The following is a 20277-nucleotide window of genomic DNA, read 5'->3' on the forward strand; positions in this document are numbered from 1 at the left end:
TTTGTCATTTCCGTAAATGTTATTTAGCTCATTAACAGATTACACTCATTTTTGTCATCCTGACGAAGGAAGGATCTTCGCGAGAAACTCCGTAATCAGGATCGCCAATCTTTGTCGAGCTTCTTATGAAGATCCTTCCTTCGTCAGGATGACAAGTTTGCGTAAACAAATGGAAACTTGGAAAGATAAAAAATGAGTTATTTTTTTTTCTTCTTCAAAATCCAAAACAAAGGATAAGAAACAACAGTAATTCCAATGATAATTATAAAACTGGTTTGGTCACTGAAAATAAATCCGATAAATAAAGCAATCGAAGCAATAATGGCAATTATAGTGGTCCACGGATACCAAAAAGAATTATAAGGTCTTGGTAAATTGGGTTCAGAATTTCTGAGTTTTAAAAGCGAAAAATAGGCGAGTCCCCAAACAATAATGGAAATAAAAGCAGCAAAAGAAAATAAAGCTTCAAAAGAACCAACAAAGATTATTAAAAGCAAGCTGAAAAGTGACGAAACCAAAAGTGCCACAATTGGAGTTCCGCCTTTATTTACTTGAGTTCCTTCTTTTATAAAAAATCCGTCACGGCTTAATCCATAAAGAATTCTCGGCGGAATCATCATAAATGCATTCAAAATACTGATTAAAGAAAAAATAGAAATTACGGTAACAATTGTGGCTCCGTTTTCTCCAAACAAAATCTTGGCAACATCTGCGGCAGCTAAATTAGATTTTGCTAAAGTTTCAATTGGCAAAACATGAAAAAAAGCAGCATTTACCAAAACATAAATAGCCACTACAAGTAAAACACCGCTGTATAAAGACTTCGGAATGTTTTTATTAGGATTTTCATTTTCTTCGGCAAAAAAACAAACAGCGTTCCAGCCATTATAAGTTCCGATGATTAATTGCAATGATTTAAAAAATCCGAATACTAAACCTATTTGAAAAACAGAATTGTCTGTTTTAACTGCAGGAACTTTTACGCCAGTATACATAAAGCACGCTACAACTAAAGCCACAAAACAAATGACTTTTAATAAACTGGTAATCTGCTGAATTACACTTCCGTTTTTTACACCGCTTAAATGCAGTAAAACAAAAGCAGCCAATAATGAAACGGCCATCACAGTTGAATAATTAGCCAGTGCCGGAAATAAGATAATCATGTATTCGCTTATTACAATGCAGTAAAAAGCGGGCGGAATAGCATTTGTAATGTAATCAAACCAGCCGGAAAGAAAACCGGCATATTCGCCAAAAGCCCTTTTGATATAATTATACGATCCTCCGGCTTTTGGTAACATTGTAGCCAATTCTGAATACGAATTAGCGCCAAGTAAAACATACAAACCGCCAAAAAGCCACGATGCGAGAATAAGCCAGTAATTGTTGAGCATTTCGGCAATTGTTCCTGGAGTTCTCAAAATTCCAACACCGATTGTTCCGCCAATCAGCACGGCAATATTAAAACTTAAACCTAAACTTTTCCTTAATTGGTTTTTGGCAGAATCGGACATATGTGGAATTTTAATTTTAGAAAATATTTGCGAACAAAAGTAATTATAAATAGAGAGAGATTTTCATTAAAATAAAAAACCTCACCTTGTTATAAGATGAGGTTTTTAATTTTTCGAAAGTATTTTTATTTCTGAATTTCAGAAAAACTCCGAAAAGAAAATCTAATTCAAAATATTATAATCTATAACGTAAAGTTCCCATTACCTGACGTGGCGCAATTGGGTTTACGCTGTAATTTTCGTGAACTGTATAATTTAATTCGTTTGTAATGTTTGATAATTTACAAAGAATCGAGAATTTTCTCCATGTATATCCAACAGAAGCATCGATTGTTGTATACCCTTTTATTGGAATTTCTCTGTGGTAGATTCCATCAGGATATTTAGTTTTATCAGTGCTGTATTGATCATTCCATCCACCTAAACGATCACCAATGTAGTTTCCAATTGCGCCAACAGAAATTCCTTTAAAGAAACCTTCTTGTACCGTATAAAAGAAACTTAAGTTTGCTGTATTAGCAGGAGTTCGCACAAGACGATCGCCTTCAATAAAACTTCCGTTTAAGCCAGATGTTTTAGTATAACGCATATCATTGTAGCTGTAACCCGCAATAATATTTAAACCTTCAACTGGTCTTGCAGTAACATCAACTTCAATACCTTTACTTTTAGTTTCACCACTTAAAACTTTTACGTTTGTATCTGTGTTTAAACTTCCATCGGCTTTAAATTCAGCTGTTTGAGCCAGATTGCTGTTTGTAATTTGATAAACCGTTACGTTTGTGCTTAACATTCCTTCTAAGAAATCAGTTTTGATACCAGCTTCATACTGATCGATAATTGAAGGATCGATTGGTTTTAAATCAGCTGTAGTTCCTGTGTTTGGAGTAAACGAAGTAGAGTAACTGGCAAATAAAGAAACGTCTTTTCTTGGCTGATAAATTAAACCGAATTTTGGTGAAAATGCATTATCTAATTTTTTAGCGCCAACTGTTGGTACAGCATCTTCCGGGCGTACTGTTTGTACTCCCAAAGCATAAGTTTCTTTGTAAGTCGTAACTTCTGCTTCCTGCCAAGACCAACGTAAACCTGCTAAAACTTTTAATTTCTCAGTAATTGAAATTAAATCCTGAAAGTAAACACCAAAACGGTTGGTTTCTGTTTTGGCAATTTGAGTTGCTCTCGCATTCGGAATATCATTTCTTTGTGTTGAAGGATCGAAGTTGAAAAGATTAATAGTATCATAATTTGCCGGATTAAAAGCAAATGTATAAGCTGTTGCAAACGAATTTTCCCAGTCAGCACCTGTAAAAATCTGATGTTTTACAGATCCTGTGTTAAAGTTCCCCTGAAGACTTAACTGATCTCCTAAAATTTGTTCTAAGTTTTCGTTCTGAACTAATGGTCTTGTCCAATTTCCATTACTGCTTACAGTAGATAATTGCGCTGTAGATTTTGAAGTTCTGTTGTAAGTTTGATAAGAACTGTTGAAGTTAAGCTTCCAGTTTTTATTAAAATCATGATTTAATAATACAGATGCACTGGCAGATTTTGTATTTCCGTTTGACCAAAGTGATCCGTAAAAATTATTACGAGGTAAATCAAGAATTTGTGTACCAACAATTCCAGTTCCAAAATCTGGAGTCCAATCGGCTGTTAGATAATCTCCCTGAAGGGTAATTTGTGTTTTTTGACTGATAGCAAAAAGTAAAGACGGGTTTACATACAAACGTTCGTTTTTAACAACATCTCTAAAACTTTCAGAGTTTTCATAAGAACCATTAAATCTAAAGGCAATTGATTTGCTTAACGGACCATAGAAATCGACAGATGGTTTGTAATAAGCAAAACTTCCCATTTGCATTGCTATTTCTCCACCGCTTTTAAATTGAGGTGTTTTAGTAACAAGATTAAGGATTCCGCCCGGAGCTACGTTTCCAAACATTAACGCTGATCCTCCTTTTAAGAATTCAACTTTATCTAAACCCGATACATCCGGAATAGAGCCGGCATTGTAACGGAAACCATTTTTAAACATATTATTGGCAGACATATCATAACCTCTAGAAAAGAATGATTCTTGTGCGCCTCCACGAGCTGAACCTACATAAACTCCATTTGCATTTTTCAATACTTCACTTAATCTAATTGCTTGCTGCTGTTCAATAACTTCAGATCCTATAACTTGTATGCTTTGCGGATTATCCATTGGTTTTAATCCAGAACGTACAGCCGTTACAGGTTTTGGTTCTTTGTTTTTGGTAACAACTACCTCATTCAGGATTTCTCCTTTTTTATTTTTAACTGTATCGCTAACTGAGGCCGCTGATTCTGAATTTGAATAGCTTTGTCCGTATGAAGAAACAAAACCTAAGAATCCTAATGCAAATAGTAATTTATATTTCATGGTATTTATTTAGATTCAATAAAAATTATTTGAGTGCAAATATAAATACACAGGAACCTTAACATAAAATTATGAACGACTTTTCTTTTTTAAAGTTTAATTAGGTTTATCTTAAGATTGTCTTAAGATTTAGTTTTTATCAATTTATTTTAGTATTAAAAAGTTTTAAAATAAAAAAACCTCGCCGTAAAGCAAGGTTTTTCTGAAATGAAATTAAATCTAAGAATGAAGTTTCAAGATTATTTTACTGCAATTTGGTAAGTAGCCATTTTCCAGATTTCATCGTATTTTTTTCCGTTATGTTCACCAGCTGATTTTTCAGTATGAGCATATTCTACCATATAATTTCCTGACCAGATTGGTGTAAAAGAGAATTCACCTTTTTCATTTGTCCATAATTCTTTTTCCCATCCGTTTGGAGCAATTACTTTAATCTTAGTTTCTTTTGCTGCAACACCTTCATAAAGAGCAAATCCAGATACTTTTACATTCTTTTTTGCCACATCGGCATTTTCAGAAAACAAACCAATTTGATTTTTATTTGCTGTAGCATAATTTCCGGCAGATTTATTTCCTACTACAACCGTTGCACTAGAATTGTAGTCCAGTTTCATTGTTCCGTAAACATCTTTTACTGTATGCTGCATTACAATAGTATAAACGCCGTCTTCATCCGGTGTAAAAAATGCCTGATACTTATTGTCTAAAGCTTTAGAAGTAAGTTTTGTTTCTTTTTTTGAAGGTGAAATGACTACTAAAGAGAAATCTTTTAAATCAGAAAACCATTTATCAGCTTTTGTAATATCATTTTCAGAAAACTCTCCAAAGTAAATTGAAATTTCCTGTGCTTTTCCTTTTGTTCCTGTGGCCTTAGTTTCTATCCAAAGTGCGTGTGCAAAAAGCTGAGGTGCTGCAAAAAGCATTAAGAAAGCAAATGTTATTAATTTAAAAGTTTTTGATTTCATGATTATAAGATTTAAAATTAATATTGAAAAAATTTAAAAGAAATTTCCTGAATTTCTAATTGAGAATTGTTATGTAAAACAAATGTACAGCTTAATATTGGTTAATCAATAATTATTTAGACTAATTATATATAATGTTTTTAAAATAAAATATGATCAATTTAGTTTACCTGGGGGCTTCGACTTCGCTCAGTCTGACAGATTGATTTCGTTCTGCCTGACAAAATTTTTAACTTCAATCCGTTTAAATAATCTTTTAAAATTTATAAGAAAAACTCAATAACGCATTTCTTGGTTTTTGCGGATTTACGGTAGACCATCCGCCATTAAAATAATCTTTATTTCCGATGTTGTTTACGTTTAGTGCTACACGAAATTTATTTGAGTTATAAAAAATTGAACCATTGATTACGGTATATTCCGGCAGAACAAATTTTCCGGTAACCTGACTGTCGAGAATAACATTGTCACTCGCATAATTTCCTCCAAAACCAATTCCGAAATTTTCTAAAAATCCTTCATCAAATTTATAAGTTGCCCAAAGATTTACAAGATTTTTTGGTCCTGACCAAAACGGTCTTTTTCCCGTTTCCAACCATGAATTTGCTTCGTCTCCTTTTATAATTTTGCTATCATTATAGCTGTAGCCGGCTATAATACTTAACCCTTTTAAAGGTGCAGCATTCAGGTCAAATTCAAAACCTTTGCTTCTTGCGGTTCCTCCTTGTACGGTATTTATAGGGCTTCCCGGTGCTGCTGTAACTAGATTTTCAACTTCAATATCATAATAACTTACCGTTGCATTTAGTTTATCTGCCAAAAGATTTGCTTTTACACCAAATTCTAACTGATTAGCATGTTCTGGTTTGAAAGTTTTAGTTCCTATTGGTTCTTCGGTAGCGTCATCATAAACAATTGCTGGTGAAATGTTTCTGAAACCATTCATATAATTGGCAAAAACGGCCAGTTTATCCTGAATTGGCTGATAAAGCAAACCAAATTTTGGAGATAAAGCTGTTTGATTGTAATCATCTTCATCTGTTGTAACATCAGCTTCAGTATCAAAATAATCGACACGTAAACTTGCCATAGCAAGTAAACTTGGGGTTATATTGATAACATCTGAAGCATAAGCACTATAAGTGGCTTCTTTGCTGGTATAATTGGTTACTCCTGCTGATGCCAGAACATTGTCTACAGAACTGCGGGTTGGATATCTTGGAGCTTGTTCAATTCCAGTTTCCGGATCAATATAATTTACATCTCCCTGAGCCGTTACATTGTACAGCCAGGCATAACGGCTTCCGCCAAACATTAGTTCTTTAGCATAATAATCAAGTCCGGCAACTATACGATTACGCAGACTTCCTATTTTGAAATCGCCAACAAAATTCTGCTGAATATCTGTGGTTATGGTTTGAGACTGGTCTTTGGTAATACTTAAACCAAATTCTTTTTTACCGTTTTGATTATCATATATATAAGAGTAATACCCGTCTGACTTTGATGAACCTCTTGAAAAAGTGGTTTGCGATGTCCACTGATCTGAGATTTTATAATTCATCTGAGCCTGCAGATTGAATCTTGGGTTTTTCATGCTTAAATCATTACTGTAAAAAGAAAGATGCGTATTGTAATTCAGTTCGCTCAGATTGGCATATTGCAGTTGTGTTTCTCTTCCTAAAAACAACATGGGCGGCGTTGTTTTTTCTTCCTGCATAATCTCTGTATTAATAAGAAAAGATAGTTTATCATTTACTCGGTAAGAAAGGGTAGGAGCAATAAAAAAAGCCGTACGGAATCCGGCATCCTGAAAACTGTTTTCGGTTTGATAAGAAGCGTTTACTCTAAATAAAACATCATTATTATCATCTAATGGGGTATTAAAATCTGCAGTAATTCTGTTAAGACCAAAACTTCCGGCTGTATAGGAGAATTCTCCGCCAAAACCTTCATACGGTTTTTTGGTAACCGTATTTACAAGACCTCCATAACAAACTAAACTACTGCCAAATAATGTTCCAGATGGACCTTTGATTACTTCAATTCTTTCAATATTTGCTGGATCAAGGCTTCCGTTTGTTAAACCGGGAAGTCCGTTTACGATATTGGCCTGAGCTTCAAATCCGCGAAGGGTATAATAAGCAGCTCCATCGCCGCCGCGGCCTGTTGATTCCCATAATTTTTGAATTCCGGGAACATTTTTTAAGGCGTCGTCATAAGCAGTTATGGCTTGCTCTTTCATTAATTCTGAAGAAACAACATTATAAACCTGCGGATTTTCGATGTTTTTCAGAGGCATTTTAGAAACATAAGTACTTTGTTTCGGAAACGCTTTTCCCCTTGAAGTAGTTACAATAACTTCTTTTAACTGTTTGTTAGAAACGCGCAATTGCAAACTTAATAGGGCTGTTTCATTGCTTACAACAGTAACTTCTTGTTCAAGAGTTTCATAACCTGTTAATGAAATTTGAGCTGTATAGGTATTGGGTTTTACTTTATTGAATTCAAAAGAACCATCTTCATTAGAAACCGTTCCATATTTTGAATTTTTAAGAATGATATTTACGCCAATAGCAGGTTCACCGTCAGATGTAGTAATGGTTCCTTTGATTTTGCCATTGTTTTGCTGTGCATTTATAAAATTGAAAAAAATTAAGAACAGTCCAATTGTGTAGAGTAGGCGTTTGGTAATTTGGTTGAGGTAATGCATGTGGTTTTTCTTTTAATAGTTACCGTTATTATTTAGAATGAATAAAAACAAAGCAAATTTAGAAATTTTAATTTCTAAAGCAAAAGTGACTGATTTATAATTAAATACTTATTTTCTTTTTTTTGTTATTTCTTCCCCACCAAATTAAAAAACCGGTTATAGGCAGGCTTGTACAAATCAGACTGGCAAAAAAAGCCAATACTTTGCCCGGGAAACCTAATATGCTGCCTACATGGAGATCGTAATTTAGAAACCGAAATTTTTCTCCATTGTTTTTGTCTTTATAATGTACTGTTTTAAGAGGTTTGGCCGTATACTGATCAAATTCTGTTGAGGTGTCTTCAAAACGACTTTTGTATCGTATAAAAGTTCGATACGTTGCCAGCGAATCATTTTCTTTCGGAATAAAAAGGTAATAACTTTTGGCTTTGGGATGTGATTGACGGATAGAGGTAAAAATTTTATCAGTTGGATTTTTTTTAGAATATTGAGTAGTATCAGAAACCAGCGTTTCTTTTTCATAAGTTTTTCCTCCGTTTAAAAGCCATTGTACGCCTTTGTCATAGCTTTCAAACGCCCAGACTAATCCGGTAAGGGCGATAATTAAAGCAAAAATCATCATGTAGTACCCTAATATATTATGTAGATCATAATTTTTGCGTTTCCATTTGGTAGTGCTTTTCCATTGAAACCAGAAACGCTGTTTTGCAGCTTGTTTGTTTTTGGGCCACCAAAGAATTAAACCTGTGATTAAGGAAATAATAAAAATAATTGTCGCCGTTCCTACTATTGGGTCGCCTATATCGCTGTTGAGACATAAGGTTTGATGCAGCATTCGTACAAAAACAAAAAACTCAGAATTGTAGTTTTCATACTCTTTTATTTTTCCCGTATAAGGATCAACATAGAGATAGGTGTTTTGATATTTGTTCCAATACCAAAAAGCCTCTTTGTCCAGTTCTTCATAAAACCAGACAATTACGGTTCGATCATCTTCATTGATAATTCTGCAGCCCGAAAGCGATTGTTTAGGATGCTGATTTTGATTGGCGTTTTTGGCAATTTCAATGATTTGGCTTAGCGGAAGTTTTTTGTTTTTTACCTGATCGACATAATAATAATCGTGTACCAGAGGACGTAATTCTTCTTCAAAAACATACAAGCAGCCAGTAATACCCAATATTACTACAATTAAGCCGGAAGCTAATCCCAGCCAAAGATGAATCTTAAGAATAAGTTTTTTAAAAGTCATAGAAGTAAATAAAATAGTTGTAATTAAAAGCGCCTCAATTATTTAAATTGAGGCGTCTGTTTAATTGTTTGCGGGGTTTTAAAACTTAATCGTTAAGTTAGCTAACACGTTTGCCGGAGCCATTGATGATCCCCAGAAATCCCAGTATTTCTCGTTTGTAAGATTGTTGAATTTTAAACCTAATCTCCAGGTTGGTTTTTCATAATATACTGTTGCATTGTAAACGGTATAAGACGGCATGTAAACTAAGTTATTTGCAGTAAAGTAGTTTTTGTCGATATAGTTGGCACCTGCACCTATACCTAATCCTTTTAGTTTATTTTGAAAAGTATAAGTAGTCCAGAAGTTAACCACATTTTCAGGAGAACCTGTTGCTTTTTTTCCTTGAATTGTAGGATCAGATGCTCTTACAATTCGATTGTCATTATAAGCATATCCGGATACAATGCTAAGTCCGTTAATAGGAGTTGCCATCAATTCAAAATCTACTCCTTTACTTACTTGTTTTCCGTCCTGAATGGTATAACCGGCATCGAGTCTTGTAGCATTATCGATAGTAATGTTATAGTAGCTTACAGAACCGCTTAATTTTTTATTAGATGTTTCGGCTTTTAATCCACCTTCATATTGTACAGCATAAATAGGATCTAAAACCAGAATAGTTTGATCTGGCTGTGTTGCCGGCTGCACATTCTGGAAACCATTCATATAATTGGCAAATACAGAAACCTGATTTTTTACCACTTCATACACTAATCCAAATTTAGGAGAAAGTGCTGTCTGACTGTAACCTTCAACAGTTCCTACTTTTGCTCTTTCAAAATTATCCAGACGTAAACTTAACATGGCAGAAAATTTATCGGTAAAATTCACCACATCACAAGCATAAGCACTTATTGTTTTTTGATCGGCAATAGGAGAAGTAGTCAGATTAAGTCCGGCATCAACCGCTTTTCTTCTAATAGGAGTGAAGGGAGCTGTAACATCAATATTATCAAGTGTAAAAGTCGATCCTCCCGAAAAATTTGAACTGTAAAGTCTGTAGTTTACACCGCCCAGAAATTTGTGTTTAATGCTTCCCGTAGAAAATTGTCCGTTAATATTTTCCTGAATATTAGTATAGTTATTAAAAATAGGTCCCCAAAGTCCAACTCTTCTGGCCACCTGTGTAGGTGAACTCCAAACAGCATAACTTTGGTAACTGCGCTCTACATCTTCGCCAACAAAAGAAAATACCGTTGTTGATTTCCAGTTTTCAGATATTTCATATTCAGCCTGTCCAAAGAATTTTGTTGCCGTAGATTTAGCATCGTTATCGTCATGGAACATAGATTTTTTGTAATCTATTTTTAGCTGACTTGGATTTGTGATTCCAGAGTTTGCATCATACGTATTATACGTACGTCTGGTATTGTTTACATTATAAAGCTCCGCATCGAAGTTAAAAGTAAGTTTGTCAGATGCTTTGTAAGTTAAGCTTGGAGCAAAAAGAAGCGTATTGTTGAAACCATAATCAAGGAAGCTTTTCTCTCTGTGAACTCCCATATTGATTCTGAATAAAACGGTTTTTTCCTGATTTAAAGGCGTATTAACATCAACAGTCAATCGGTTTAAATTGTAGCTTCCGGCAGTATAAGATACTTCGGCAGCCGTAGTTTCAAAAGGTTTTTTGGTAACCAGATTCACAACTCCTCCAAAAGAAGATACAGAAGAACCAAATAAAGTTCCGGATGGACCTTTCAGGATTTCGATGCGTTCTACGTTTCCAAGATCGACAGAAGAACGTCCAGAAACAGTTTCCATCCCGTTTCGGGCATTTACGCCGACAGAAAATCCTCTAAAAATCATTCCAACTCCACCAGAAGGATAACTGATAGATACAACACCAGGAGCATTCATAACAGCACCTCTAATATCTACTGAAATTTGCTGCAGTAAAAGTTCTTTTTGAATTACGCTGTAAACCTGAGGGTTTTCAAGATTGGTTAAAGGCATTCTGGCAACATAATCTGTTTTTTTAGACAAAATGCTTTTTTTACCATTTACAACAACTTCTTTAAGTTCTTTGTTAGAAACTTTTAATTGTAAATTAATAGTTGAGGTTTCACTTTCTGCAACAATTACTTCACTTTCAGAAGTTTCGTAACCTGTTAAAGAAACTTGTAGTGTATAAGTATTGGGTTTCACTCTGTTGAATTCGAAATTTCCGTTTTCATCAGAAACGGTCCAATATTTTGAGTTTTTTAATAGGATATTAACTCCGGCTGCCAATTCGCCATCAGATGTTGTGATGGTTCCTTTGATTTTCCCATTTTGCTGAGCAGACATGATTAAGAACGAAGAGACAAAACTAATTGTCAATAGAAAACGTAACGTCTTCGGATTAAAATATTTCATTGGTTTTAAAATTGGTTTGTAATTAATTTTATTTAGAATAAATAAAAAAAATGCAAATTTAAAAATTTTAATTTCGTTAACAAATATTCTTAAGATTCATTAAAGAATGGTTTAAGATTGGCTAAAAACGAAAGAAAAATCCGTTATTTAAGTTGTCATATAACTGAAAAATTGTACAGATTTATTAAATGTGAAAAAGACAGTAATTCTTTTAAAAAGCCTTATTTTTGCAATCTGAAAAACAGATTTCATGATTTTACCTTTCTTTAAAAAAATTCAAAATACACCCAAAGGATACCGCATAGCCAATACCGTATTTTTTTTCCTTTCAGGATTTGGTTATTCTTCTTGGGTATCGAGAATTCCGCATATACAAGCCCAATTACATTTATCTGAAGCCGAGTTTGGAGCTGTTTTATTTGCATTTCCAATTGGTTTAATGCTTACAATGCCGTTTACAGGAAAGCTTTTAAATAAATACAGCAGCCGTTATATTATGCTTCTTGGAGCTGTTATGTTTAATATTGTTTTGTCTCTGCCGGGTCTGGCAGCTTTTGTCTGGCAGCTGGTTATTATACTTTTAATTTTTGGAGCTTCTCGTAATATTTTCAATTTGTCGATTAATGCGCAATCTCTTGAAGTTCAAAAATTATATAAAACCTCTATTATAACACGTTTTCATGCTGTTTGGAGTATTGCTGTTTTTTCTGGCGCGGGTTTAGGTTACGTTATGGTTACACAGCACGTTGCACCGTCACACCATTTATTGGGAGTAAGTGTTTTTATGATGGCTCTTACGGCTTGTTTTTATCCAATGAGTATTCATAACGAGCCGGTTCCGGTTAAGAAAAAGTTCTTTTCGATGCCTGAAAAAAATCTTATCAAATTTGCTTTGATTTGTTTTGTTTCGATGGCTTGCGAAAATACGATGTACGACTGGAGCGGAATTTATTTTGAAAATATTCTAAAAGCTTCTCCAAAATTAACCAGCGCCGCTTTTGTCTTTTTTGCTACGGCTGTAACTTTAGGACGCTTGTTTGGAGATTATGGTGTAATGAAATTAGGTACTAAAAAAATCCTTCTTTACAGCGGAATTTTAATAACGATTGGTTTCGCTATTTGCTTTCTGATTCCGTATGCTTATCCAACGATTTTCGGTTATATGCTGATTGGGTTTGGAGTTTCCTGTGTTGTTCCGCTTGTGTTTAGTATTGCTGGAAGATCATCGAAATTAAGCAGCGGTTCTGCCTTAACTTCTATATCAACAATTGGTTATCTGGGATTTTTATTGGTTCCGCCAATGGTTGGTTTTATCTCTGAATACCTAAGCATGAGATGGGCTTTTTTAATTATGGCGCTTTTAGGGATTTTAATGATTTTTATGGTGAATAAAATCGGGGAGAAGGAGTAGTTTTTTTAAAGATGCTAAGATGCTGAGATTCTGAGGTACTAAGGTTATTTATTGGCTTTTATATTTGCTTTGATCCATCTTTGCGTAAACCGGATTAAAATCCGGCCCTACAAAATTTTTCGAACCTACGGTTCTATTTTTTTATTTTTTCGTTTCCAACTCTGATGTTGACATTAGAGATTCTGTAGCTATTATTTTTATTATATTTTAATTTCTTTCTTGATATTGATTTTGAATAAGTCTATTCGTCCATTTTGAAAAGAAAATGACAAGACCAATAATCAATAACAACGAGCCGTTTAGTATAAATATAGTCTGATAATCATCTATAAATCGGTCGACTGATAAAAATGATTTAGAATACTTCCAGCTTAAAATATCAAATCTGTATAAAATATAACTTATAAGTAAAACAACAAAACTATTTAGTATAGACCATTTTTTCACTATCGAAATTGTAATGGATAGTATGAATGCAAGCAAAATTCCTAGTAAGCAAGCTACATGAGGCCAAAAAGTAAATAGGGCAATTTCTTGTACACTTACATTATATTTTTCGTGATTGTGTGCAAAGTTCTCAACACCATAAGTTTCTGTCAGTTCAATTATTCTTGCATTGTGAAGCCAAGCAAAAGACTGAAAAGAGAATGTTAAAAAGTAGGTTACTATTAAATGAAAAATTATCTGGATATAATTTATTTTCTGCTTCATTGAATTACTTCTTCGTCATTACAAACTTCTCAGAACTTTGTTTTCCGTTTAATTTCCCGGAAATTTCAGCGATTAAAGTATTGTTTGTTCCTTTTGTATAGGTGATTTTTTGAGGATAATCGTGTTTTGCGTTTTCAAAAACCAATTGCTTGTCAGTTTCTGCAGTTGAAGGAAATGCAACCGCTTTATCTTCATTTTGTCCTTTTACGGTTGCAAAATAAGTTAAAGTTTCTCCTTTTTGTGCCAAAACAATAGTTTCAAAATGCAGTGTATCTTTTCCTTTTATAAAATAAGAATACGCATTGAACGTACTGTCGTTTAGTTTCTCCCAGTTTTCTGTCAAAATACCGTCTGGAGATTCGTTTTGCCAGTTTCCGATAAGCCAGTCGGCTAATTTGATTTTATCTTTTTCTACAGATTCTTTTTTCTGGCAGGAAACAACAGCTAATACAAGTGCTAAAAGAGTAATTTTTTGAAACATAATTTATAGGTTTTGGTTGCACTAAAGTATGAAAAAAAAGTTTGCCACAGATTAAAAGGATTAAAAGGATTTTGTTTCACGCAGATCTAAAAAGATTTAAGCAGATGTTCGCAGATTTTTTAATTTTCATCTAAAATTAATCTGCCAAAATCTGCTAAATCTGCGTGAAAAATAAATTTGTAAAAATTTCAGACAGAAGGGAAATCCATTTAATCCTTTTAATCTGTGGCAAAAAATTAAACGCTTTTTTCTAAAATCTCGTAAACCAATTCTTTCGTAGGTTTTAGATCTTTTAGCTGATTACGTACTTCATCAAAAGTGACTTTAAAATCACAGCCTGATTTGTATTCTGAACAGCCATAAGCCGTTTTTCCTTTTAAGATAGTTCCTTTTTTACATTTCGGGCATACTAATGAATTAGATTTTTCTTTTGGTTCTGCCTTTTTATCGGTTTTCTTTGGCTCTAATTTCAGTTTGTAATTTTCTTCAAAACGAATTAAACCTTCAACGGTTCCAGATTCGGTTTTGAAACCTTTTATATTAACTGTTGAACCTTTTTGAAGCAAACGTAAATACTGACTTTCTGTAATTTTTTTATCCGCAAAAACAAAAGGCAGAACAAAATCGCATCCTGATTTATATTCGCTGCATCCAAAAGCCGATTTCCCTTTTATCAGGTTTCCTTTTTGACATTTTGGGCAGGTTTCTGCGGAAATTCCGTCGGCTTTCTTTTTTTCAGTTTTTGCAACTGGTTTTTGAATTGTTGCTGCATGCGAAATGTTAGCGTGTCTGGTTTCGCTTCGAACTTCTGTAACCAAAGCTTCCACCATACGTTTCATGTTTCTAATAAATGCAGAAGCTGTAAAAGTTCCTTTTTCAATATCTTTCAATTGTTTTTCCCAGGAACCCGTAAGTTCTGCTGATTTTATTAATTCATTCTGAATCGTATCAATCAACTGAATTCCCGTTTGGGTTGGCAAAACTTGTTTTTTATTTCGAACGATATACTGACGTTTAAAAAGCGTTTCAATAATATTGGCGCGCGTAGACGGACGACCGATTCCGTTTTCTTTCATCAATTCACGTAAATCTTCGTCATCAACCTGTTTTCCTGCGGTTTCCATTGCGCGAAGTAAGGTTGCTTCGGTAAAATGATTGGGCGGTTTGGTTTCTTTTTGAAGGAAAGACGGTTCATGCGGCCCTTTTTCGCCCACAACAAAACTCGGCAGTAAATCGGGTTCTTTTTCTTTCGCATTCGGATCTTCAAAAACTACTCTAAAACCTTTTTTCAGAATTTCTTTTCCTGTTGCTTTAAAGGTTACATCGGCTGCTTTTCCAATTACTGTAGTGTTGGCAACCAGACAATCATCATAAAAAACAGCTATAAAACGTTTTACAACAATATCATAAACCTGCTGTTGATTGTAGGGCAGATTGATTTCGATTCCGGTTGGAATAATTGCGTGGTGATCGGTTACTTTTTTATCATTAAAAACCTTTGGCGATTTTTTGATTTTCTTGCCTAAAAGCGGTTCTGTTAAATGACTATAATTCGTTAGTTTTTGCAGAATTCCCGGTACTTTCGGGTAAATATCACCCGGAAGAAAAGTCGTATCAACTCTAGGATAAGTTATCACTTTTTGCTCATATAAACTCTGTGCAATTTTAAGCGTTTCTTCTGCTGAAAATCCAAATTTTTGATTGCAATATACCTGTAAACCCGTTAAATCAAATAGTTTTGGTGCGTATTCGTTTCCATTTTTTTTATCGACAGAAACAATTTCGAAATCACTTTCTTTGACTTTTTCAGCGAGAATTTCTCCATCTTCTTTTTTAAGGAAACGACCTTCTTCATAACTAAAAAGTGTTTCTCTGTATAAAGTCTGCAATTCCCAATAAGGCTGAGGTTTAAAGTTTTCGATTTCTTTAAAACGATCCACCACCATTGCCAAAGTAGGAGTCTGTACACGGCCAATAGACAAAACTTGTTTGTAACCGCCATGTTTTACGGTGTATAGACGTGTGGCGTTCATTCCGAGAAGCCAGTCGCCAATCGCTCTCGAAAATCCGGCGTAGAATAAATTATCGTAGTTTTCAGAAGGCTTGAGATTGTCAAAACCTTCTTTTATGGCTTCGGTAGTTAGAGACGAAATCCACAGGCGTTTTATTTCGCCTTTGTAATGTGCCTCGTTCATGACCCAGCGCTGAATCAATTCTCCTTCCTGCCCGGCATCCCCGCAGTTTATGACTAATTCGGCTTTATCAAAAAGAGTTTTGATAATTTTAAACTGCTTTTGAATTCCTGAATTCTGAACCACTTTGGTTTCAAATTTTTCGGGAAGCATTGGCAGGTTATTCAAATCCCAGCTTTTCCAGTGCGGTTTGTAATCGTTAGGTTCTTTTAAAGTACATAAATGCCCAAAAGTGTAGGTTACGGCATAACCGTTGCCTTCGTAATATCCGTCGTGTTTGGTATTGGCGCCCAAAACGGATGCGATTTCGCGTGCTACACTTGGTTTCTCAGCTATACATACCTTCATTTTCTCCTTTTCTTATTGAGAAGCGAAATTAGGGATTTTATTAAAAAGTTGCTAAGGTTCTAAGATACTAAGTTTTTGTTTCACGCAGATTTAAAAGAGATTTGAGCAAATGTGCGCAGATTAGTTTAAAGAAATTGAATAGAATTGATTTTAATCGGCGTGAAAAAATACTGGCTATTTTAATTTTATGTATGATTTATAAAACACAAAAACCACAAACAGAAGCTTGTGGTTTTTTCAATTAGTAAATTTAAAAGTAAAGCAGATTATTTTTTGGTTCTTAATTTTAGGCGAACATTGAATTGTTTAACAATCTCTTTAACATGCTCGTCTTTGATTTGTGTTCTGTTTAAACCTTGCAGACTTCCTACATATCCTGTAAATACATGGCTTATAAAAAGAGGAGAAAGATTTGACTTATGAGATGTATTGTGGCATGAGAAGCAATTAACAAGATTATCTACTGTATTTGCATGTATAGATGTAGGACCAAAACCTACCTGAACATAAGTTTCCATAGTAATATTGTAAGCTGCAGTAGAACCTCTGGTTAAGTCACCTGGCTGCGAATTTGAAAGGTTATAACTTAATGAATCTAATAAGGCTGCTTGTGCCGGAGTACCATTGTATCCTTCAGTATTAATCCATAGTGAACCATTATAAAAATAATTGTTCCAAACACCTGTCAACTGTTTCTTAACGCTTGCATTAATAGTACGAATATTATTGAAGTTTTGTGAACCATTTTGGCTTGTCTTCATATAAAGCTGAACATTGTGAGAACCTTTCATTGCTTTTTCTACAGGAACACCATATTTGTAAACAGAAAAAACATCTGTATAAATTCCGTTTCCTGTAGTTATGTTAGTAACGGTTGCAGTATTAGCTTTATTAAAAAATGGATAATCAACCGTACTGGTTACCGGAGCATCAGTTGTTGGCGTAGCTTTAGACCAGTCATAAGCAGGCGCAAGGTTTTCATGCTCAAAAGTAGCCCACACAAACTCAGGATGGTTTTCTACAATTCCAACTACGTGCATTCCTAAAAGTGCCACTTTTGTTTTTACTCCATTTATCGTTCCCTGAGTAACAAAATAATTAGAAGTATCTTTAAGAACACTTGCATCTATCCATGAAGTTTTAAGTTCTAATGAACCTACAGGAAAAGTTATACCTTTTACCTGTGTAGGGTCATTTTTGGCTATCGGACCGTATTTTAGCATAGTTCCATACATAAGTTTATCCATAAATATAGAATAATAAACCGTAGTAGATTTTGGAACTCCTGATGGATAAACAGGCGTTTTTAAAATATCAGATTTACCACTTGCCTGAGCAGTATCTGTTAAAACAATTCCGTTACTTGGATCTAATTTCTGACCAGCAGCATTTACCTGAATCATATTATTAATAAAGAATGGTACTCCCTTGGTTTCATTCGTAAGCCAAAGAAATTTTTGCCATGACCATTGATGAAAGTCACAATTTGTTACCGTTGCATTGTTAGCAAATACGCTTGTTGGTCCTTCATTAGGCGGAGGAGTCTGGCGCGTGTTGTTTACAATCGTAAACCAGCTTGCGGGAGCTAAACACTCAGAAGAAGCGGTACTTTTGGTTGTAGTTGTATAATTATCTTTTTCTCCTTTTGATTCCTTTTTACAGGCGCATAACGTGATTAGCACGATAAAAAGGGACACCATTTTTGTAGTTTTCATAGCATGAGGCTTTAGTTAATTTTTGATTTATTTGTTTTTGAATACCTGAAAGTAGATAATTAAGAAAGTGACTACTAAAGAAATGTCATAAGACCTCTATATTTAGGTATGAAACCAATAAAAAATGGTACTAATAAATACTACGGGTTTGACTAATTGATTTTTGAAAAATACAGCTAAAATCCTAAGTTTACGATTGAATTTATTATTTCAATAAAAGATTTTTTAAAAGACTTTCAATAAAAAATAATAAGATAATTACTTCAAAATAAGTATATTCGTTTAACCAAAAACAACCAAAATGAATATAAAACAAGCCACTACAATAAATGAAGTAATTCAGATATTGGACGAAATTATCGAAAGATCAAAAATCGAACAAAGCCCTATAGGTTTATTCGCCATGTTGTACCGGGAAGTTACGGTACGAATAAAAGAAGGAATTGCCAATGGTTCTTTTCAAAATGGAGAACGAATGGAAAAACTCGATGTTATTTTTGCCAATCGCTACATCAAAGCTTATTATCAGTACAAAGCCAAAGAAAAACCATCTGAATGCTGGGCATTTTCGTTTGAGCAGGCAGAAAATTTCTGGCCAATTGTGATCCAGCATTTACTTTTGGGTATGAATGCTCATATCAATCTGGATTTGGGAATTGCAGCCGCTCAGGTTAGTACTGCTGAAGACATTGCAGACTTAAAAGCCGATTTCGACAAAATAAATTTTATACTGAGCAGTTTGGTAGAAGGCGTAGAAAAATGCTTAATCAAGATTTGGCCTACGCTTACAATTTTGCTGAAATTGACTGGAAAAATTGACAACTTTTTTATTGATTTTAGTATGGAAACTGCCCGAAATGGTGCCTGGAAATTTGCTAATGAATTTGTAGTTCTTCCTGAAAATCAAACCGAAGCCTGTATAGAGGAAAGAGATAAAAGAATTACAGAAATTGCCCGTCTGGTTTCAAATCCAGGAATTTATGTCAGCGCTATTTTTAAATTCATTCGTTTATTTGAAAGAGGAACTATAGCTCAAAAAATCATTGATCTACAGATTATGGAAGAAAAAAATATGGAGTGCGTTACGGCGTAAATTCAATAAGAAATATCCTAAAACACCACTTCTTTCTTTGAACGAAGCGTTGTTTTTACCGTATAACCTTCTTTAAGTAATTTTAAAATACAATGAACGGCAATAAAACCTGAACCGCCCGTAACTAAAACTGTTTTGCTTTTTTCTGAATTTGTCATTTTTTTAAATTTTAATATTGCAAAGTTCAGTTTAAAAACGACAGACATGTTTTGCTGGGAAGTCCAAATTTTATGTCTTTAAAAGTCCAGATTTTGAATGGTATAAAGAGATTATTTAAGTATTTTTTATTTTAACTATATGGGAATTACATTGAAATATAAAATTATATACAATCAATTCACCAAATTAAAATATCGATATACCGAAATACGATGACTCCATCTTTCATGAGCAAATTTACTGAATGATAAGCAAGAAAATAATATTAGAAAAAACCTTGTCCAGCAATCAATATTAGGAAGAAAACATAAATATAAACTCAATAAACAAAGTGATCTGAATAATTTAGAATTTGCGAGGTGTTTTTCCAATTCGGGAATTAAAGATGTGTGATTAACTTTTAAATAAGCTTCGGCTGTTTTTAAGTAACCATTATGAACTTTAATTTTATCACCAATTAGTTTTTCGCTCTTCGTAATAAAGTCTTTATACTTATTTTTTTTCCATATAAAATAAGTCTTGTTATATAAAGGATTTAGAAGTAAAGCACAAATATGATGTAAAAAATGCCCCATTATATAAGAAATTAACAGAAATGAAACCCATGCGAAAGTAATAGGCTCTTTTTTCATAATATCAAATGGCTCTGGTAAGCAATAACCTAATATAAACGGTAAGGTAATACACAGAATAAATCCCGGAACTATAAAAGCCAGAAATTCCATTAATCCAAAAAATAAATCACCTGGTTTAAAATTCATATTACTTTAGGTTTAAGGTTGATGCATTAAGGTTATTTTATGCGACTGTATTTTTATTAATCGTATAAATTATTTAAGACAAAAATCGTATTAAAATTCAATATTTTATTAAGTAAAAACACTTGATTTTCAATAAAAAAAGCTGCAAAAAATAT

At 33.8% G+C, this 20277-nt stretch carries 14 protein-coding genes; 2 read left to right on the forward strand and 12 right to left on the reverse strand.

All coding sequences use genetic code 11. The features are described from left to right. Positions 1–197 precede the first annotated feature (197 nt). The 6 genes from ABDW27_RS19015 to ABDW27_RS19040 all read right to left on the reverse strand — a co-directional run bounded on the left by ABDW27_RS19015 (position 198) and on the right by ABDW27_RS19040 (position 11251). Positions 198–1517: an APC family permease gene (locus ABDW27_RS19015; RefSeq protein WP_343697319.1), complete on the reverse strand. Its 1320-nt coding sequence runs from the start codon at positions 1515–1517 to the stop codon at positions 198–200. Positions 1518–1692: 175 nt separating this feature from the next. Then, entirely contained in the window at positions 1693–3924 is a 2232-nt protein-coding gene (locus ABDW27_RS19020; protein WP_343697320.1) for a TonB-dependent siderophore receptor, read from the reverse strand. A gap of 239 nt (positions 3925–4163) precedes the next feature. Next, positions 4164–4889, reverse strand: a complete 726-nt coding sequence (locus ABDW27_RS19025; protein WP_343697321.1) for a hypothetical protein — start codon at positions 4887–4889, stop codon at positions 4164–4166. A gap of 256 nt (positions 4890–5145) precedes the next feature. Then, on the reverse strand, positions 5146–7602 hold the full coding sequence (locus tag ABDW27_RS19030) for a TonB-dependent receptor (RefSeq protein WP_343697322.1): 2457 nt from the start codon (positions 7600–7602) through the stop codon (positions 5146–5148). 100 nt (positions 7603–7702) lie between these two features. Further along, positions 7703–8854, reverse strand: a complete 1152-nt coding sequence (locus ABDW27_RS19035; RefSeq protein ID WP_343697323.1) for a PepSY-associated TM helix domain-containing protein — start codon at positions 8852–8854, stop codon at positions 7703–7705. 78 nt (positions 8855–8932) lie between these two features. Continuing rightward, positions 8933–11251: a TonB-dependent receptor gene (locus ABDW27_RS19040; RefSeq protein ID WP_343697324.1), complete on the reverse strand. Its 2319-nt coding sequence runs from the start codon at positions 11249–11251 to the stop codon at positions 8933–8935. A gap of 250 nt (positions 11252–11501) precedes the next feature. Here ABDW27_RS19040 and ABDW27_RS19045 point away from each other — a divergent pair, with 250 nt between their 5' ends. Beyond that, positions 11502–12662 (forward strand): MFS transporter, encoded by a 1161-nt coding sequence (locus ABDW27_RS19045; RefSeq protein ID WP_343697325.1) that lies wholly within the window; start codon positions 11502–11504, stop codon positions 12660–12662. A 207-nt stretch (positions 12663–12869) separates the two neighbouring features. Here the strand turns inward: ABDW27_RS19045 and ABDW27_RS19050 are convergent, their stop codons facing one another. The 4 genes from ABDW27_RS19050 to ABDW27_RS19065 all read right to left on the reverse strand — a co-directional run bounded on the left by ABDW27_RS19050 (position 12870) and on the right by ABDW27_RS19065 (position 18109). Next, a complete protein-coding gene (locus ABDW27_RS19050) occupies positions 12870–13373 on the reverse strand; it encodes a hypothetical protein (protein WP_343697326.1) in 504 nt (167 codons plus the stop codon). Positions 13374–13377: 4 nt separating this feature from the next. After that, the gene (locus tag ABDW27_RS19055) at positions 13378–13854 is read right to left on the reverse strand and encodes a DUF6265 family protein (protein WP_343697327.1); all 477 of its coding nucleotides are present in this window, start codon (positions 13852–13854) and stop codon (positions 13378–13380) included. A 236-nt stretch (positions 13855–14090) separates the two neighbouring features. After that, positions 14091–16394 carry a DNA topoisomerase 3 gene (locus ABDW27_RS19060; protein ID WP_343697328.1) on the reverse strand — a complete coding sequence of 768 codons (2304 nt, stop codon included), beginning with the start codon at positions 16392–16394 and terminating at the stop codon, positions 14091–14093. Between the two features lie 266 nt (positions 16395–16660). Further along, entirely contained in the window at positions 16661–18109 is a 1449-nt protein-coding gene (locus ABDW27_RS19065) for a hypothetical protein (protein WP_343697329.1), read from the reverse strand. A gap of 301 nt (positions 18110–18410) precedes the next feature. Between ABDW27_RS19065 and ABDW27_RS19070 the strand changes: the two genes are divergently transcribed. Continuing rightward, positions 18411–19202, forward strand: a complete 792-nt coding sequence (locus ABDW27_RS19070) for a DUF5995 family protein (protein WP_343697330.1) — start codon at positions 18411–18413, stop codon at positions 19200–19202. Positions 19203–19219: 17 nt separating this feature from the next. On the opposite strand, the gene ABDW27_RS19075 is transcribed toward ABDW27_RS19070, so the two are convergent. Continuing rightward, complete coding sequence (locus ABDW27_RS19075; RefSeq protein WP_343697331.1) at positions 19220–19360, reverse strand: hypothetical protein; 141 nt, start codon at positions 19358–19360, stop codon at positions 19220–19222. A 174-nt stretch (positions 19361–19534) separates the two neighbouring features. After that, the gene (locus ABDW27_RS19080) at positions 19535–20122 is read right to left on the reverse strand and encodes a hypothetical protein (RefSeq protein ID WP_343697332.1); all 588 of its coding nucleotides are present in this window, start codon (positions 20120–20122) and stop codon (positions 19535–19537) included. Positions 20123–20277: the final 155 nt, after the last annotated feature.

Source organism: Flavobacterium sp. (assembly GCF_039595935.1).
Classification (GTDB): domain Bacteria; phylum Bacteroidota; class Bacteroidia; order Flavobacteriales; family Flavobacteriaceae; genus Flavobacterium.

Excerpts from the sequence above, each read along its gene's own strand:
- ABDW27_RS19075 (WP_343697331.1), bottom strand. The coding sequence starts at position 19,360 with ATGACAAATTCAGAAAAAAGCAAAACAGTTTTAGTTACGGGCGGTTCA.
- ABDW27_RS19025 (WP_343697321.1), bottom strand. The coding sequence starts at position 4,889 with ATGAAATCAAAAACTTTTAAATTAATAACATTTGCTTTCTTAATGCTT.
- ABDW27_RS19080 (WP_343697332.1), bottom strand. The coding sequence starts at position 20,122 with ATGAATTTTAAACCAGGTGATTTATTTTTTGGATTAATGGAATTTCTG.
- ABDW27_RS19065 (WP_343697329.1), bottom strand. The coding sequence starts at position 18,109 with ATGAAAACTACAAAAATGGTGTCCCTTTTTATCGTGCTAATCACGTTA.
- ABDW27_RS19015 (WP_343697319.1), bottom strand. The coding sequence starts at position 1,517 with ATGTCCGATTCTGCCAAAAACCAATTAAGGAAAAGTTTAGGTTTAAGT.
- ABDW27_RS19040 (WP_343697324.1), bottom strand. The coding sequence starts at position 11,251 with ATGAAATATTTTAATCCGAAGACGTTACGTTTTCTATTGACAATTAGT.
- ABDW27_RS19070 (WP_343697330.1), top strand. The coding sequence starts at position 18,411 with ATGAATATAAAACAAGCCACTACAATAAATGAAGTAATTCAGATATTG.
- ABDW27_RS19045 (WP_343697325.1), top strand. The coding sequence starts at position 11,502 with ATGATTTTACCTTTCTTTAAAAAAATTCAAAATACACCCAAAGGATAC.
- ABDW27_RS19060 (WP_343697328.1), bottom strand. The coding sequence starts at position 16,394 with ATGAAGGTATGTATAGCTGAGAAACCAAGTGTAGCACGCGAAATCGCA.
- ABDW27_RS19050 (WP_343697326.1), bottom strand. The coding sequence starts at position 13,373 with ATGAAGCAGAAAATAAATTATATCCAGATAATTTTTCATTTAATAGTA.
- ABDW27_RS19020 (WP_343697320.1), bottom strand. The coding sequence starts at position 3,924 with ATGAAATATAAATTACTATTTGCATTAGGATTCTTAGGTTTTGTTTCT.
- ABDW27_RS19035 (WP_343697323.1), bottom strand. The coding sequence starts at position 8,854 with ATGACTTTTAAAAAACTTATTCTTAAGATTCATCTTTGGCTGGGATTA.
- ABDW27_RS19055 (WP_343697327.1), bottom strand. The coding sequence starts at position 13,854 with ATGTTTCAAAAAATTACTCTTTTAGCACTTGTATTAGCTGTTGTTTCC.
- ABDW27_RS19030 (WP_343697322.1), bottom strand. The coding sequence starts at position 7,602 with ATGCATTACCTCAACCAAATTACCAAACGCCTACTCTACACAATTGGA.